Origin of the sequence: Pseudomonas aestuarii (genome assembly GCF_027988105.1) — a bacterium.
Classification (GTDB): domain Bacteria; phylum Pseudomonadota; class Gammaproteobacteria; order Pseudomonadales; family Pseudomonadaceae; genus Aquipseudomonas; species Aquipseudomonas aestuarii.
Genome location: NZ_JAQJZJ010000001.1, coordinates 694,340 through 710,668, shown reverse-complemented (window position 1 = coordinate 710,668; position 16,329 = coordinate 694,340). Strand labels below are relative to the sequence as shown.

Annotated in this window: 15 protein-coding genes; 5 read left to right on the top strand and 10 right to left on the bottom strand. The window is 62.7% G+C overall.

All coding sequences use genetic code 11. The features are described 5' to 3' along the window. Positions 1–34: 34 nt before the first annotated feature. Genes PH586_RS03255 through PH586_RS03245 form a run of 3 tightly spaced genes read right to left on the bottom strand, consistent with a single transcriptional unit; the run spans position 35 to position 1,392 of the window. Entirely contained in the window at positions 35–226 is a 192-nt protein-coding gene (locus tag PH586_RS03255; RefSeq protein WP_271346459.1) for a DUF1289 domain-containing protein, read from the bottom strand. After that, positions 223–747 carry a gamma carbonic anhydrase family protein gene (locus tag PH586_RS03250; RefSeq protein ID WP_271346318.1) on the bottom strand — a complete coding sequence of 175 codons (525 nt, stop codon included), beginning with the start codon at positions 745–747 and terminating at the stop codon, positions 223–225. The genes PH586_RS03255 and PH586_RS03250 overlap by 4 nt, the downstream gene beginning before the upstream one ends. Positions 748–789: 42 nt before the next feature. Continuing rightward, positions 790–1,392: a CoA pyrophosphatase gene (locus PH586_RS03245; protein ID WP_271346317.1), complete on the bottom strand. Its 603-nt coding sequence runs from the start codon at positions 1,390–1,392 to the stop codon at positions 790–792. 168 nt (positions 1,393–1,560) lie between these two features. On the opposite strand from PH586_RS03245, the gene PH586_RS03240 reads away from it, so the two are divergent. The 4 genes from PH586_RS03240 to PH586_RS03225 all read left to right on the top strand — a co-directional run bounded on the left by PH586_RS03240 (position 1,561) and on the right by PH586_RS03225 (position 3,905). Continuing rightward, on the top strand, positions 1,561–2,118 hold the full coding sequence (locus tag PH586_RS03240; RefSeq protein ID WP_271346316.1) for an NUDIX hydrolase: 558 nt from the start codon (positions 1,561–1,563) through the stop codon (positions 2,116–2,118). Between the two features lie 19 nt (positions 2,119–2,137). Continuing rightward, on the top strand, positions 2,138–2,635 hold the full coding sequence (locus PH586_RS03235; protein ID WP_271346315.1) for a L,D-transpeptidase family protein: 498 nt from the start codon (positions 2,138–2,140) through the stop codon (positions 2,633–2,635). A 151-nt stretch (positions 2,636–2,786) separates the two neighbouring features. Next, positions 2,787–3,236 carry a MarR family winged helix-turn-helix transcriptional regulator gene (locus PH586_RS03230; protein WP_271346314.1) on the top strand — a complete coding sequence of 150 codons (450 nt, stop codon included), beginning with the start codon at positions 2,787–2,789 and terminating at the stop codon, positions 3,234–3,236. A 240-nt stretch (positions 3,237–3,476) separates the two neighbouring features. After that, a complete protein-coding gene (locus PH586_RS03225; protein ID WP_271346313.1) occupies positions 3,477–3,905 on the top strand; it encodes an organic hydroperoxide resistance protein in 429 nt (142 codons plus the stop codon). A gap of 101 nt (positions 3,906–4,006) precedes the next feature. On the opposite strand, the gene PH586_RS03220 is transcribed toward PH586_RS03225, so the two are convergent. From PH586_RS03220 to purL, 3 genes are all read right to left on the bottom strand, one after another. Then, positions 4,007–4,324, bottom strand: a complete 318-nt coding sequence (locus PH586_RS03220; RefSeq protein ID WP_271346312.1) for a Nif3-like dinuclear metal center hexameric protein — start codon at positions 4,322–4,324, stop codon at positions 4,007–4,009. Between the two features lie 183 nt (positions 4,325–4,507). After that, a complete protein-coding gene (locus PH586_RS03215) occupies positions 4,508–4,777 on the bottom strand; it encodes a CDGSH iron-sulfur domain-containing protein (RefSeq protein WP_271346311.1) in 270 nt (89 codons plus the stop codon). A 168-nt stretch (positions 4,778–4,945) separates the two neighbouring features. Then, entirely contained in the window at positions 4,946–8,839 is a 3,894-nt protein-coding gene (gene purL / locus PH586_RS03210; RefSeq protein ID WP_271346310.1) for a phosphoribosylformylglycinamidine synthase, read from the bottom strand. A 143-nt stretch (positions 8,840–8,982) separates the two neighbouring features. Here purL and mltF point away from each other — a divergent pair, with 143 nt between their 5' ends. Beyond that, positions 8,983–10,443, top strand: a complete 1,461-nt coding sequence (mltF, locus tag PH586_RS03205; protein ID WP_271346309.1) for a membrane-bound lytic murein transglycosylase MltF — start codon at positions 8,983–8,985, stop codon at positions 10,441–10,443. Between the two features lie 524 nt (positions 10,444–10,967). Here mltF and tadA read toward each other — a convergent pair. From tadA to guaB, 4 genes are all read right to left on the bottom strand, one after another. Continuing rightward, a complete protein-coding gene (gene tadA / locus PH586_RS03200) occupies positions 10,968–11,450 on the bottom strand; it encodes a tRNA adenosine(34) deaminase TadA (protein ID WP_271346308.1) in 483 nt (160 codons plus the stop codon). Beyond that, on the bottom strand, positions 11,450–12,817 hold the full coding sequence (locus PH586_RS03195) for a multicopper oxidase family protein (RefSeq protein WP_271346307.1): 1,368 nt from the start codon (positions 12,815–12,817) through the stop codon (positions 11,450–11,452). The genes tadA and PH586_RS03195 overlap by 1 nt, the downstream gene beginning before the upstream one ends. A gap of 183 nt (positions 12,818–13,000) precedes the next feature. Then, a complete protein-coding gene (guaA, locus tag PH586_RS03190) occupies positions 13,001–14,581 on the bottom strand; it encodes a glutamine-hydrolyzing GMP synthase (RefSeq protein WP_271346306.1) in 1,581 nt (526 codons plus the stop codon). A gap of 226 nt (positions 14,582–14,807) precedes the next feature. After that, positions 14,808–16,277, bottom strand: coding sequence for an IMP dehydrogenase (gene guaB, locus PH586_RS03185; RefSeq protein WP_271346305.1), 1,470 nt, complete (start codon positions 16,275–16,277; stop codon positions 14,808–14,810). Positions 16,278–16,329: the final 52 nt, after the last annotated feature.

Genomic DNA, 16,329 nt, shown 5'->3' with positions numbered 1-16,329 from the left:
ACTAACAGGGATAAAAGGCCACCAGGCGGCGGAGTTAAAGCAGTACACCCTGGGCTTGCGCCCGCGCATGACAGAGCTGCAGCACCTGGCGCCGCTCGGCATTGTCCATGCGACTCCAGCGGGTGATTTCGGCAACAGTACGCTGACAGCCGATACAGGTGTCGTCATCGTCCAGCGCACAGATGTGCACGCAGGGCGAGGCAACCGGGCGCTCGTGCTCCATCAGCCGTCCTGCTCGACCAGGTCGCGGGCGTAACGCTGCGCGTTGTGCACATAGTGCGCAGCGCTGGCTTCGAGCATCGTCTTTTGCGCCTCGCTCAGCTCGCGCACCACCTTGCCCGGCGAGCCGACCACCAGCGAGCCATCGGGGATCTCCTTGCCTTCGCCGATCAGGGTGTTGGCGCCGATGATGCAGTACTTGCCGATCTTCGCGCCGTTGAGCACCACCGCATTGATGCCGATCAGGCTGTAATCGCCGACCGTGCAGCCATGCAACATGGCGTTATGGCCGATGGTCACGCCTTTGCCGAGCGTCAGTGGAAAGCCCATGTCGGTGTGCATCACGCTGCCGTCCTGCACATTGCTCTGCTCGCCGATGTGGATCAGCTCGTTGTCGCCGCGCAACACCGCGCCGAACCAGACGCTGGCACCCTGCTCCAGCTTGACCTTGCCGACCAGCGTGGCATTCGGCGCCACCCAACTCTCGGGGTGGACGTCGACGCTGGATTGCCCCAGGCGATATTTCATTGATTGATCCTCGTCTCGCGATTGATCCCCGCACTTGCGCAATTAGCGGAGCGTGATGAAGTGCTCAGGTGGCTGGTGCAGATTGATGTCGGCGTCATAGATCAGGTTGATCAATTCCACCAGCATGATCGCCGTAAGCCCCCAGATCTTGTATTCGCCATAACGGTAACTCGGCACGTACCAGCTCTGTCCGAGGTAGTCGATGCGATGGGTCATCTCGCGCGGATCGTCGCGAAAGAACGCCAGGGGCACCGAGAACACCGAGGCGATTTCGTCATCGTTGGCCAGGTATTCGACGTAATCCGGCACCAGGCCGACATAGGGCGTGACCTGAATGCCATGACGCGAAACCAAGGTGCTGAGCGGCCCGACCACCTCGACCAGCCCCGGCGCCAGGCCGATTTCCTCTTCCGCCTCACGCAGTGCGGTACGGATCAGATCGGCATCTTCCGGATCCCGTCGACCGCCGGGAAAAGCCACCTCGCCGCCGTGAGTGGACAGGCCACTGGCGCGCAAGGTCAACACCACTTCCGGTTGGTCGTTGCGGGTGAGAGGAATCAACACCGCCGCCTCGGGAAAGCTGCGGTCGGTCTCCAGAAGACGCGGGGTATAGCCGCGCACACGGTGGAGCAGTTCGTCCAGCATGGCGATTCTCAGTCTTTATTCTTGTTTCGATGATTGCACGAAAGCCACCCGCGGCCCAAGCTCTGCAACGCGCGCGACGATCATTCGGGGTGCCGAAGCGAGGTCGGATCGCGCTTGCCGACCGGCACCCTCGCGCGCCAAGATAGGGGGCAACAAAGAGGACTCGCCATGAAGTTCTGCAGCCAGTGCGGCAGCCCCGTTACCCTGAGGATTCCCGAGGGCGACAACCGTCTGCGCCATGTGTGCGAACACTGCCACACCATTCATTACCAGAACCCGCGCATCATTGCCGGCTGCCTGCCCGTATGGGGCCAGCGTGTGCTGTTGTGCCGCCGCGCCATAGAGCCGCGCCGCGGCTACTGGACCCTGCCAGCCGGCTTCATGGAGAATGGTGAAACCCTGGAGCAGGCCGCTGCGCGCGAAACCCACGAGGAAGCCTGCGCCCGAGTACGCGACCTGAGCCTCTACACCCTGTTCGACCTGCCGCATATCAATCAGGTGTACATGTTCTTCCGCGCCGATCTGGTTGACCTGGACTTTGCCGTCGGCGAAGAGAGCCTCGAGGTGCAGCTATTCGAGGAATCCGAGATCCCTTGGTCCGAGCTGGCTTTCCCGACCGTCGGGCGTACCTTAGAATGCTACTTCGCTGACCGGCAGCAGCATGTTTACCCGGTACGCAACGAGCCGCTGGAAGCCTTGCGCGCGCACTACAAGAAAGTTCATTGATCCCCGGGATACCCCTCCGATGCGCTGGTTGTTCATTCTGCTCTGCCTGTCCCTTACCGCTAATGCTCAAGCCACTGCCACGCTCGAGTCCCCCTCGATCGACAAGGTGCTGGTGGTCAAATCGGAACGCCGGCTGCATCTGATCAGCCATGGCGAAACGCTCAAATCCTACCGGGTATCCCTCGGCAAGCAGGTCAAAGGAGCCAAACGGCGCGAGGGCGATCGGCGCACACCGGAAGGCATCTATTGGATCGATTGGCGCAAAACCAGCGATAAATACCAACTATCCATGCACATCTCCTACCCCAATGCCCGCGACCAGGCCTACGCCCGCGAGCAAGGCGTGCCACCCGGCGGCATGATCATGATCCACGGCACACCGCTGGATGAGGAGTACCCTGAGTGGTTCTTCCACACACTGGACTGGACCGAAGGCTGTATTGCCCTGAAAAATGACGACATGCGCGAGATCTGGAAGCTGGTCAAGGACGGCACCCTGATCGAGATCAGGCCCTGAGGGCCGCGAACCCTGCTCCTGCACTCAACGCCCGGGCTGCGGAGCAATCTGCCTACCAGTCAGCCAGCACGCCACGCGCCAGCAAATATTTGCACACGCTAATCTTGCGCGATAACTTATTGTGCTACTCACCTGATCGCGGGACCGCCCCATGACACAGCCGCAACCCTGCGCCGCGCTATTGCTGGACAATCAGCTGTGCTTCGCCCTGTATTCGACTTCCCTGCTGATGACCAAGGCCTACAAGCCGCTGCTGCAGAGCATCGGCCTGACCTACCCGCAGTACCTGGCCATGCTGGTGCTATGGGAACGCGACGGCATCACCGTTGGCGAGATCAGCGCCCGCCTGTTGACCGACCCCGGCTCGCTGACGCCACTGCTCAAGCGCCTGGAAGCCGAAGGTCTGCTCAAGCGCACCCGCAGCCGTGTTGACGAGCGTGTGGTCGAGCTGTACCTGACCGAGCAGGGTCGCGCCCTGCAGCAGCAAGCCGAGCGTTTCCCCGCCTGCATTGTCGAGGCCAGCGGGCACAGCACGGCCGAACTAATGACGCTCAAGGAAGAAGTCCTGGCCCTGCGCAGCAAGCTACAACAGTCGATCTGACCCAGGCAGCGGCGCCTCTTCCGGCCGCTAGTCCTTGCCTATTGCCCTGCCCCGCGAACGCCGCCTCCCCCCCCCCCTGCAATCCGCACCCCACCTTACTTATTCCATAAAAACGTCATTCAATAGCCGTTAATTCTTATAAATATATTGCGCACCAACTAATTGAGCACTACATTGCCTGCCACGCACTTAGTTAGCGCGCAATATTTTAGATGACAAACCTAATCCGGAGACATCGCCATGCAAGCCATCCAAGCCCTTTACAGCACGAGCGCCACCGCCACCGGGGGCCGTGACGGTCGCGCCGTTTCCTCCGACGGTATCCTCGACGTGAAACTGTCCACCCCGCGCGAACTGGGCGGCCAGGGTGGCGAAGCGACCAACCCGGAACAGCTGTTCGCTGCCGGCTACTCGGCCTGCTTCATCGGTGCGCTGAAGTTCGTCGCCAGCCAGAAGAAACTCGCCCTGCCGGCAGATACCTCGATCACTGGCAAGGTCGGCATCGGCCAGATCCCTGGCGGTTTCGGCCTGGAAGTAGAACTCCACGTGAGCCTGCCGGGTCTTGAACAGGCCGTCGCCGAAGAACTGGTCGGCGCCGCTCACCAGGTCTGTCCGTACTCCAACGCCACCCGCGGCAACATTGACGTGCGCCTGAACGTCGCCGTGTGAAACGCCAACCTACCGGCCTGAACGGTCAGCAGTAAGCCATCAATACAAAAGCCCCGACTCGCCATAGGCGGGCCGGGGCTTTGGCATGTCTGCTGAGCCATTCAGAACTGCAGGTCGGACAGGCGCCAGACCTCGAAGGCAGGCGTCTCATAGGGATGGGCCTTTTTCATCGCCTTGACCGAGTCATGCAGCAGCTCGTCGGCCACCACCAGCTCGACTTTCCATTCGGCGACATGGTGCACCTGCCCCTGCTGGCCGAGGAAAGGCGCGCTTCCCTCCAACGGTCGGTACTGGCCTTGGCCCAGGGCCTGCCAACAGCAGCTGTCGTAGTTGCCGATGCGCCCGGCGCCTGCCGCGAAAACAGCCTGTTTGATCTCTTCCAGATGGCTTTCCGGGACGTAGAAACACAGTTTGTACATCGAACTCTCCATAATGCGTTGACGCATATGGCAACCCAGAACCTCAGGATCACCCAGCCACAGCAATAATGGCATTTTGCCTTATTCAGCACCCATGGCCCAGCTCACAACTTTATATTGGAGCGCTGGAAAGGCAGATCATCCATTCTCTTATTAGAGCAATTGGTTATAAGAAGGCCGCAATTAATCACCCTTGCTAAAACGGCGCCAGCGCGCCCGCAGGCCATCGACCGGCGGATTGTGGCGGCCATCGCAATAGGGCAAGTGCCGCGACTGGCCACAGCGACAGAGCAAGAGACGCTGCTCGTGCCGCGGCTCGAGGCGCAATCCTGCGCAGCATCCGGGAGAGCAATCGGGTAGCGCGGACGAATGTCCGCAACGGCACAACAGGTGCGTCTCGCCTGGCTTGACCTGACGGACCTCGGGGAGGATTGGCAAATCGCGTTCAGTCATCGACACCGCAAGCACGGATGCACTCCGAGGACAATGGTTAGACCAACCCGGACAGCATCCGGGCGGCTGCACTGCGCCTCAAGGACCGTTAAATGGAGACACCAGAGGTAACGACTGACCCGCTCCCAAGAATGAGAGAGGGCCAGCAGAACAGCCCAGGCCTCGCGGTCAGTCCACCCAGACCCGCGCGTTGCGGAACATGCGCAGCCAACCGGCATCTTCCTGCCACTCTTCCGGCTGCCAGGAATTCTGCACGGCGCGGAACACCCGCTCCGGGTGCGGCATCATGATGGTCACCCGGCCGTCGCGGCTGGTCAGGCCGGTAATGCCGCGCGGCGAACCATTGGGGTTGGCCGGATAGGTCTCGGTGACCTTGCCGTGGTTGTCGATGAAGCGCATGGCCACGCAACCGGACAGATCGGCCTCGAGCAGGGCTTCTTCATTCTCGAACTCGGCATGGCCCTCACCATGGGCGATGGCAATCGGCATGCGCGAACCGGCCATGCCGCGCAGGAAGATCGAGGCCGACTCCTGCACCTGGACCATGGCCACCCGCGCCTCGAACTGTTCCGAACGGTTGCGCACGAAGTGCGGCCAGAACTCGCTACCCGGAATCAGCTCATGCAGGTTGCTCATCATCTGGCAGCCGTTGCACACGCCCAGGGCGAAGCTGTCCTTGCGCTCGAAGAAGGCCTGGAAGCCATCGCGGGCACGACTGTTGAACAGGATCGACTTGGCCCAGCCCTCACCGGCACCGAGCACGTCGCCATAGGAGAAGCCGCCGCAGGCGACCAGCCCCTTGAAGGCCTCGAGGTCGACACGACCGGCAAGGATGTCGCTCATGTGCACGTCGATCGCATTGAAACCGGCACGATCGAAGGCGGCGGCCATTTCCACCTGGCCATTGACGCCCTGCTCGCGCAGCACGGCAATTTGTGGACGCAGGCCCTTCTTGATGTAGGGCGCGGCGATGTCCTGGTTGACGTCGAAGTCCAGCGTGATGCTGAGGCCCGGATTGTCTTCCTCGAGCAACGCCTCGAACTCCTGTTCGGCACACTCGGCGTTGTCGCGCAGGCGCTGGATCTGGTAGCTGGTTTCGCTCCACTGGCGCTGCAGCAAGCGCCGCTGACCGGCGAAAACCGGCTGATCGTTGAAGCTGATCCGCACCTCGCCATTGTTGACCGGCTGACCGACCACCGCGACGCAATCAAGCCCTGCCGCACTGAACTGCGTCAGCACCTGCGGCGTGGCGTCCTTGTGCACCTGGATCAGCGCACCCAGCTCTTCGTTGAACAGCACCGCCGCCAATTCCTCGGGGCTACCGGCCAGTGAGTCGAGCGACAGGTGCAGGCCGCAATGGCCGGCGAAGGCCATTTCCAGCGCGCTGACCAGCAGGCCGCCGTCGGAACGGTCGTGGTAGGCCAGCAGGTGACCATCGGCGTTCAGCCCCTGGATCACCGCGAAGAACGCCTTGAGGTCTTCGGCGTCGTCGACGTCGGGGGCCTGCTTGCCGATCTGCCCGTACACCTGGGCCAGAATCGAGGCGCCCATGCGGTTCTGCCCGCGCCCCAGGTCGATCAGGATCAGGTCGGTCTCGCCCTTGTCCATGCGCAGCTGCGGCGTCAGGGTCTTGCGGATATCGCTGACCGGGGCAAAGCCGGTAACGATCAGCGACAGCGGCGAAGTTACGCTCTTCTCCGCGCCGTCATCCTGCCAGCGGGTTTTCATCGACATCGAATCCTTGCCCACCGGGATGCTGATTCCCAGCTCCGGACACAGCTGCATGCCCACGGCCTTGACCGTGTCGTACAGGCGGGCGTCTTCGCCCGGGTGGCCGGCGGCGGCCATCCAGTTGGCAGACAGTTTGATGTCGGAAATCTTCTCGATCCGGGCCGCGGCCAGGTTGGTCAAGGTTTCGCCAATGGCGATACGCCCCGATGCAGCCGCATCGAGCAAGGCCAGCGGCGTGCGCTCGCCCATGGCCATGGCTTCGCCGGTATAGACGTCGAAGCTGGTGGCGGTGACCGCACAATCGGCCACGGGCACCTGCCACGGGCCGACCATCTGATCGCGCGCGACCAGACCGGTGATGGTGCGGTCGCCGATGGTGATCAGGAAGCTCTTGCTGGCCACGGCCGGGTGATGCAGTACACGGGTCAGGGCATCGTCGATCGCCAGGCCGCTGGGATCGAAATCATCGCCCTGCTCGGTTTCGTGGCTTGCCGAGCGATGCATGCGCGGCGCCTTGCCGAGCAGCACATTGAGCGGCATGTCCACCGCCTTGTTGCCGAAATGGCTGTCGGCAACGGTCAGGTGCGCCTCCTCGGTGGCCTCGCCGACCACCGCGAACGGGCAACGCTCACGCTCGCAAATCGCCTTGAAGCGCTCGAATTCGGCGGCATCGACGGCCAGCACGTAGCGTTCCTGGGATTCGTTGCTCCAGATTTCATGGGGGGCCATGCCCGGCTCGTCATTGGGCACATTGCGCAGCTCGAAACGCCCACCGCGACCACCGTCGTTGACCAGTTCGGGGAAGGCATTGGACAAGCCGCCGGCACCGACGTCATGGATAAAGCTGATCGGGTTCTGCTCGCCAAGCTGCCAGCAGCGGTCGATCACTTCCTGACAGCGCCGTTCCATCTCCGGGTTTTCGCGCTGCACCGAGGCGAAATCCAGATCAGCCGAGCTGGTGCCCGTGGCCATCGACGAGGCGGCACCGCCGCCCAGACCGATCAACATGGCCGGGCCACCGAGCACGATCAATTTGGAACCGATGGTGATTTCGGCTTTCTGCACGTGATCGGCGCGGATGTTGCCCATGCCGCCAGCGAGCATGATCGGCTTGTGGTAGCCACGCACCTCGAAGCCGCGAGGAGAATCGACCGCCTGTTCGAAGGTACGGAAATAGCCGGTCAACGCCGGACGACCGAATTCGTTGTTGAACGCCGCGCCACCGAGCGGGCCTTCAAGCATGATGTCCAGCGCCGTGACGATGCGTTCCGGCTTGCCATAGGGCACTTCCCACGGCTGCTCGAAGCCGGGGATCTGCAGATTGGACACGCTGAAACCGGTCAGCCCGGCCTTGGGCTTGGCGCCGCGGCCAGTCGCGCCTTCGTCACGGATCTCGCCGCCGGAGCCCGTAGCCGCACCTGGGAACGGCGCAATGGCAGTCGGGTGGTTGTGGGTTTCCACCTTCATCAGGATATGCACCGGCTCCTGATGAGCGCCGTACTGACGGGTTTGCGCGTTCGGGTAGAAACGCCCGGCAGTGTGGCCAACGATCACCGCGGCGTTGTCTTTATAGGCCGAGAGCACGCCCTCGCCATGCAACTCGTTGGTGTTCTTGATCATGCCGAACAGCGACTTGTCCTGGCTCTCGCCGTCGATATCCCAGCTGGCATTGAAGATCTTGTGCCGGCAATGCTCGGAGTTGGCCTGGGCAAACATCATCAATTCGATGTCGTGCGGGTTACGCTTCAGGTCATTGAAGCTGCTGACCAGGTAATCGATTTCGTCTTCGGCCAGGGCCAGGCCCAGCTCGACGTTGGCCTGCTCCAGGGCGGCGCGACCACCGCCGAGCACATCCACCACGGTCAGCGGCTTGGGCTCGGCGTGACTGAACAGCGCGGCGGCGCCTTGCACATCGGTCAACACCAGCTGGGTCATGCGGTCATGCAGCAAGTCCGCGGCCAGTTGCATCTCGGCTTCGTTCAACTCACCGGTGATGTAATAGGCGATGCCGCGCTCGATGCGCTGGATTTTCGCCAGACCGCAGTTGCGCGCGATGTCGCTGGCTTTGCTCGACCAGGGCGAGATGGTGCCAAAACGCGGAATGGTCAGGAGCAGACGGCCGCCAGGCTCCTGCACCGGCACACTCGGGCCGTATTTCAGCAGACGGGCCAGCACCTGTTCTTCATCGGCGCTGAGCGCTCCGGTGACATCGGCAAAATGCGCGAACTCGGCATACAGCCCAGTCACAGCGGGTACCTTGCTGGTCAGTTGCTCAAGCAATTTACCGTGGCGGAAAGCAGAAAGGGCGGGAGCGCCGCGCAGGATCAACATCGGGGACAGCCTCTGGGAAGGGGTGTACTTTGAGGCCGTGCATTCTAGCCTAAAGCGCTCGCCGCGGCACCCATGGCGGCGCCAGAACTATCGTCTTCACTGCCGAGATATGGTGAGCGGCACGCTTTGCGTATACTGCGCCAATGTTTGCTCAATCCGCGTTCCGCACACGCTGCGCCCACTGGCTCTCGGCGATCGGAATCCTCCTAGTGCTCGTCAGCTGCGCTGAAGCCCCCAGCGCCCTCGAGCGCGTCAAGGCGGAGGGTGTACTGCGGGTGATCACTCGTAACAGCCCGGCCACCTATTTTCAGGATCGCAACGGCGAAACCGGCTTCGAGTACGAACTGGTCAAGCGCTTTGCCGATGACCTGGGCGTGAAGCTGCAAATCGAGACCGCCGACAACCTGGACGAGCTTTTCGCCAGCCTCGGCAAGGAACATGGCCCGGTGCTGGCCGCCGCCGGCCTGGTAGCAAGCGACGGACGGCAGCTGATGGCCCGCTTCTCCCTGCCATATCTGCAAGTCACCCCACAAATCATCTACCGCAACGGCCAGCGCCGCCCGACCCGCCCAGAAGACCTGCTCGGCAAGCGCATCCTGGTCCTCAAGGGCAGCAGCCACGCCGAGCAATTGGCCAAGTTGAAGGTCAAACTGCCGGAGCTGAACTACGAAGAATCGGCGGTGGAGGAAGTGGTCGACCTGCTGCGCATGGTCGACGAGGGACAGATCGACCTGACCCTGGTCGACTCCAACGAACTGGCGATGAACCAGGTGTACTTCCCCAACGTGCGGGTAGCCTTCGACCTCGACGACTCGCAAAGCCTGGCCTGGGCCGTCGCCCCCGGCGAAGACAACAGCCTGCTCGAGGAGATCAACCGCTTTCTCGAACGTGCCCAGCAGAACGGCAGCCTGCAACGCCTGAAGGAACGCTACTACGGCCACGTCGACGTGCTGGGTTATGTCGGCGCCTACACCTTCGCCAAGCACCTGCAACAGCGCCTGCCCCGTTACGAGAAGGATTTCCGCCAGGCGGCACAGGTCAACCAGGTCGACTGGCGCCTGCTGGCTGCAATGGGCTATCAGGAGTCGCTCTGGCAACCAACCGCCACCTCGAAAACCGGAGTGCGCGGCCTGATGATGCTGACCCTGCGCACCGCTCAGGCCATGGGCGTAGCCAACCGCCTCGACCCCAAGCAGAGCATCGGCGGCGGCGCCAAGTACATCGTCCACGTCAAGAATCAGCTGCCCGAGAGTATCGAAGAACCGGATCGCACCTGGTTCGCCCTGGCCTCCTACAACGTCGGCGGCGGCCACCTGGAAGACGCGCGCAAGCTCACCGAGGCCGAGGGGCTCAATCCGAACAAGTGGCTGGATGTGCAGAAGATACTGCCCCGCCTGGCGCAGAAACAGTGGTACAGCAAGACCCGCTACGGCTATGCCCGCGGCGGTGAACCGGTGCATTTCGTGCGCAACATCCGCCGCTATTACGACATCCTCACCTGGGTCACCCAGCCGCAGCTGGAAGGTAGCCAAGTGGCCGCCAGCAACCTGCACACGCCCGGGGTGAACAAGACGCCGCCGCAGGACGAACTGCCGCCGCTCTAGCGCATGATGAACGACCCAGCGCTTGAGCCAAACGCCTCACCGTCACCAACCAGCAGTAGCGCGGGCCGCGCAGGATGAGCGCAGCGATTCGCATCAGCTTGGTAGCCTGGATGAAATCCGGGGAACGCCTGCAACGCTCGAACCTGACCGATAGCGAGGCACTGACGGGAAGGGCTTGAGCCGCGACGGCCTCGTTCGAGGGCGCTGCACGCCAGCGCCGCTAAAGCGCCTCCCACGATCAACTTACGCGCTCCAGCCTGCCGGTTACTCCCACTATGCTCTGGCACTGAACCGACATTGCAACGTTGTTTCGACACTAGCAGACCGTTGAAAAACGTAGGCGAGGCAGCCGAAGCTAGGCAAAAACAGGCGAGGAAGTGGAGTTTACGGGTTGTAAATGAGCATTCCGACTGGGCTCGCACTCGAGCCTGTTTTTAACGACGCATCGGCAACGCAGGTAGTTTTTCAACGGCCTGCTAGGCTTATTCGGGCTATACGCTGCCAGCCTGAAGTAGAGAAGGTCTCTACCGCGTTGCGCGCCGCGTCTTGAAGAACTCGCTGAGCACTGCGCCGCACTCCTCGGCCAGCACTCCACCCTCGATCAGCACCCGATGATTGAGAAACGCCTGGTTGAAGAACTCGCCACGACTCAGCGCCACCCCGGCCTTGGGCTCGGTGGCGCCATACACCACCCGCTGAATCCGCGCATGCACGATCAGCCCGGCGCACATGCTGCATGGTTCCAGGGTCACATACAGGGTGCTGCCCGGCAGGCGGTAGTTGTCGACGGCGCGGGCCGCGGCGCGGATCGCCACCATCTCGGCATGCGCGCTGGGGTCGTGACTGGAGATCGGGCAGTTGAAGCCGCGCCCAATGATCACGCCATCCTGCACCAGCACCGCCCCGACCGGCACCTCACCCAGGGCTGCGCCTTCGGCGGCCAGGGCCAGGGCCTCGCGCATGAACTGCTGGTCGCGACTACGGTCGATGATCTTTGCCTGGCGCATCAGGCCACCTCGATGGCGGCCATCAGGCCGGTTTCCATATGATCGATGACATGGCAATGGAACATCCAGATGCCGGGGTTATCCGCGACCAAGGCAATTCGCGCGACCTCGTTCTTGCCCAATAGATAGGTGTCGGTGAAATACGGGATGATCTTCTTGCGGTTCGAGTCGAGCACCTTGAACGACAGCCCGTGCAGGTGGATCGGGTGCAGGTACTGGGCCATGTTGCGCAGCTCGAAGATATAGTGACCGTCCTTCTTCAGGCTGGCGATGGGGCGATCCGCGCAGGTCTTGTCATTGATGTCCCAGGCCTGGCCGTTGATCTGCCAATACTTGGCCGGGCCCTGGTCGCCCACCTCAGCCAGCTTTGCCGACCACTCGAAGTTGAAACGCAGGGTCTCGGCCCGTGCCAGATCGGGCTCCGCCACCGGGTTGCGCGGCAGCCGCGCCGGCCAGTCGCCCGCGCGTTCAGTCGTCGCAACGCTCTTCAGGGTGGCCAGGCGCACCGGCCCGTTGCGCAGCGACAGCTCCTGGCCGGCGGCAGGTACGCGCACAGCCAGATCAATACGCATACCAGGCCCCAGCCAGTACTCCTTGCCCAGCTCGCGCGGCTCGATCGGGTGGCCGTCCAGCGCATAAATGCGCGCCTCGGCGCCAGGCAGATTGAGCCGGTAGGTCACGGTGTTGTCCAGGTTCAGCACGCGCAGGCGCACCACCTGCCCGGCCGGCAGCTCCAGGGTCGGCCGCGACTTGCCGTTGATGCTGCTCAGGCGTCCGCGCGTACCCTCGCGGGCCGCCTCGCGCGGCACACTGAACGCGGTGAAGGCGCCCTGCTCGTCGACATGCCAGGTCTTCAGGCTCAGCGTGCGCTCATGCCTGAAGCCGCTCGGCTCGCGCTCCTCGACGATCAGCGGGCCGACCAGCCCACGGCCCAGTTGCCCGGCGCTGGACAGGTGCGGGTGGTACCAGAAGCTGCCGGCGTCTTCGGTCTTGAAGCGGTAGTCGAAATACTCGCCCGGCAGTACCGGCAACTGCGAGACGTAGGGCACGCCGTCCATTTCCAGCGGCAGGCGAATGCCATGCCAGTGAATGGTGCTTGGCTCATCCAGGTGATTGATAAAGCGCACCCGCAGCCAATCGCCCTGGCGCGAACGGATTTCCACGCCCGGCGCCTGCCCACCATAGGCCCAGGCCGGGGTCATGTGCCCGGGCACCAGTTCGATATCCTGGGGCGCGGCGATCAATTCGTAGTCGTGGGTCTGCGCCTCAAGGGTACGGCCCAACCAATAACGTGCGCCGCCCGCGCCGACGCCGACCACACCAAGCCCCGCCAGGCCGGCAATAACTTGTCTTCGGGTAAACGCCATATTCAATCCTGTAACCGAGCCATGCGATCAGCGGTGCCGCTGTTCAAGCCGTGCGAGTTTAACCAGATGCAATTGCTAAGTCTTCTCATTTGGCATACTGACTGACCAGCGCCCTGTAGAGGCAACGCAGCGCCGACCGCACAGATAGCACAAGGGCAGCCTGGGCTGCCCTTGTGCTTCAGATCACTCCCACTCGATGGTGGCAGGCGGCTTGCTCGACACGTCGTAGGTGACGCGGGAGATGCCCTCGATCTCGTTGATGATGCGATTGGACACCTTCTCCAGCAGCTCGTAGGGCAGGTGCGCCCAGCGAGCGGTCATGAAGTCGATGGTTTCCACCGCACGCAAGGCCACGACCCAGGCGTAACGACGGGCATCGCCGACCACGCCGACCGACTTGACCGGCTGGAACACCACGAAGGCCTGGCTGGTCTTGTGGTACCAGTCGAAGTTGCGCAGCTCTTCGATGAAGATATGGTCGGCGCGGCGCAGCAGGTCCGCGTACTCCTTCTTCACCTCGCCAAGGATGCGCACGCCCAGGCCCGGGCCCGGGAAGGGGTGGCGGTAGACCATGTCGTAGGGCAGGCCCAGTTCCAGGCCGATACGCCGCACTTCGTCCTTGAACAGCTCGCGCAACGGCTCGACCAGCTTGAGGTTCATCTCCTCGGGCAGACCGCCGACGTTGTGGTGCGACTTGATCACGTGGGCCTTGCCGGTCTTGGCTCCGGCCGACTCGATCACGTCGGGATAGATGGTGCCCTGGGCAAGGAACTTGATGCTGTCGAGCTTGCTGGCTTCAGCGTCGAACACGTCGATAAAGGTGCGACCGATGATCTTGCGCTTCTTCTCCGGGTCGGCTTCGCCGGCCAGGTTGTCGAGGAACTGCGCCTCGGCATTGGCACGGATCACCTTGACCCCCATGTTCTCGGCGAACATGGCCATCACCTGCTCGCCTTCATGCAGGCGCAGCAGGCCGTTATCAACGAATACGCAGGTCAGCTGATCGCCGATCGCCTTATGCAGCAAGGCCGCGACCACCGAAGAATCGACGCCGCCGGACAAGCCGAGCAGGACATTGGCACCGCCGACCTGGGCGCGTACCTGGGCGATGGCGTCTTCGACGATATTCGACGGCGTCCACAGCGCTTCGCAGCCGGCGATTTCCAGGATGAAGCGCGACAGAATCCGCCCACCCTGCTTGGTGTGGGTCACCTCGGGGTGGAACTGCACGCCGTAATAGCCACGCGCGTCGTCGCTCATGCCGGCGATCGGGCAGCTCGGGGTGCTGGCGAGGATATGGAAGCCTTCCGGCAAGTCGGTGACCTTGTCGCCATGACTCATCCACACATCCAGACTGAACACGCCATCGTCGTCGACATGGTCTTCGATGCCGTCGAGCAGACGGGCCTTGCCGACCACGTCGACGCGGGCATAGCCGAACTCGCGCAGATCCGAGCCCTGCACCTTGCCGCCGAGCTGCTCGGCCATGGTCTGCATGCCGTAACAGATGCCCAGTACCGGCACGCCGAGGTCGAACACCGCCTGCGGTGCCCGCGGGCTATCGAGTTCATGCACCGACTCCGGACCGCCGGCGAGAATGATCCCGCGCGGAGCGAAGGCGTGGATGTCTTCGTCGCTCATGTCGAAGGGGTGCAGCTCGCAATACACGCCGATCTCGCGCACACGGCGGGCGATCAGCTGGGTGTACTGGGAACCGAAGTCGAGGATCAGGATGCGGTGGGCGTGAATGTCAGGATGAGCCATGGCCGTCTCTCGTAGCGGAATTCACAAATGACACGGGGCTGCCCCATCGTTCTCAACAGCAGCAGCCCGTGTACTCAACAGTATTAAAAATCGTTGGATTCGCGTCGCGAGCGCAGCTCAGGCAAGGCGGAAAGTAGCGAGCAAGCGCAGTTGGCTGGAGCCAATGAGCATTGCGAACTGCTTTCCAACGCCGCATGAGCCAGCGCAGCAGCGATCCGGCGATTTTTCAGCCGACCCGGTAGTTCGGCGCTTCCTTGGTGATCTGCACGTCGTGCACGTGAGACTCAGCCATGCCGGCCCCGGTGATGCGCACGAACTGTGGCTTGGTACGCATATCTTCGATGGTGGCGCAGCCGGTATAGCCCATGGAAGCACGCAACCCGCCCATCATCTGATGAACGATAGCGCCCATGGCGCCCTTGTAAGGCACGCGACCTTCGATGCCTTCCGGCACCAGCTTCTCGGCACCGGCGGAGGAATCCTGGAAATAGCGATCCGAGGAACCCTGGGCCTGGGACATGGCGCCCAGCGAGCCCATGCCGCGATAAGCCTTGTAGGAACGGCCCTGGAACAGCTCGACTTCGCCCGGCGCCTCTTCGGTACCGGCCAGCATCGAGCCGATCATGACGCAGGATGCACCCGCCACGATGGCCTTGGACAGGTCACCGGAGAAGCGGATGCCACCGTCGGCGATCAGCGGAACGCCGGTGCCTTCCAGTGCGGCGGCAACATTGGCCACGGCAGAAATCTGCGGTACGCCGACCCCGGCAACGATGCGCGTGGTGCAGATCGAACCTGGACCGATACCGACCTTGACCGCATCGGCGCCAGCTTCGACCAGGGCCCTGGCTGCATCGCCGGTGGCGATATTGCCGCCGATTACCTGCACTTCAGGGAAGGTCTGCTTTACCCAGCGAACCCGGTCGATCACCCCTTTGGAGTGGCCGTGGGCGGTGTCGACGATGATCACATCGACACCTGCCGCCGCCAGTGCGGCAACCCGATCCCCGGTATCGGCACCGGTACCGACCGCCGCGCCGACGCGCAGGCGACCCTGGTCGTCCTTGCTCGCCAGCGGATAGGCCTTGGCCTTTTCGATGTCGTTGACGGTCATCATGCCCTTGAGGCGGAAGCTGTCGTCGACGATCAGCACGCGTTCGATACGGTGCTTGTGCAGCAGTTTGCGCACCACCTGGGTGTCTTCGCCTTCCTTGACCGTGACCAGACGCTCTTTCGGCGTCATCACTTCGCGCACCCGCGCATCCATGCGGTTCTCGAAGCGCACGTCACGCGAGGTGACGATGCCAACCAGGTCGCCACCGGACAATACCGGCACGCCGGAGATGTTGTTCTGCCGAGTCAGGTCGAACAGATCGCCGACGGTGGCGTCGGCATCGATGGTGATCGGGTCCTTGACCACACCGGACTCGTAGCGCTTGACCTTGCGCACTTCGAGCGCCTGCTGCTCGATGGTCATGTTCTTGTGAATGATGCCAATGCCACCTTCCTGGGCCATGGCGATCGCCAGTCGGGCCTCGGTAACGGTGTCCATTGCAGCAGAGAGCAAGGGAATATTCAGCTCGATACCACGAGTCAAGCGAGTCTTGAGACTCACATCCTTCGGCAGAACATCGGAGTAACCAGGAACAAGTAGAACGTCGTCGAAGGTAAGAGCTTCTTGACTGATACGCAGCATGGCGGGGGCTCCCAGGCGGGAAATTGGAAGCGCGCCATTATACTCAGGCAAG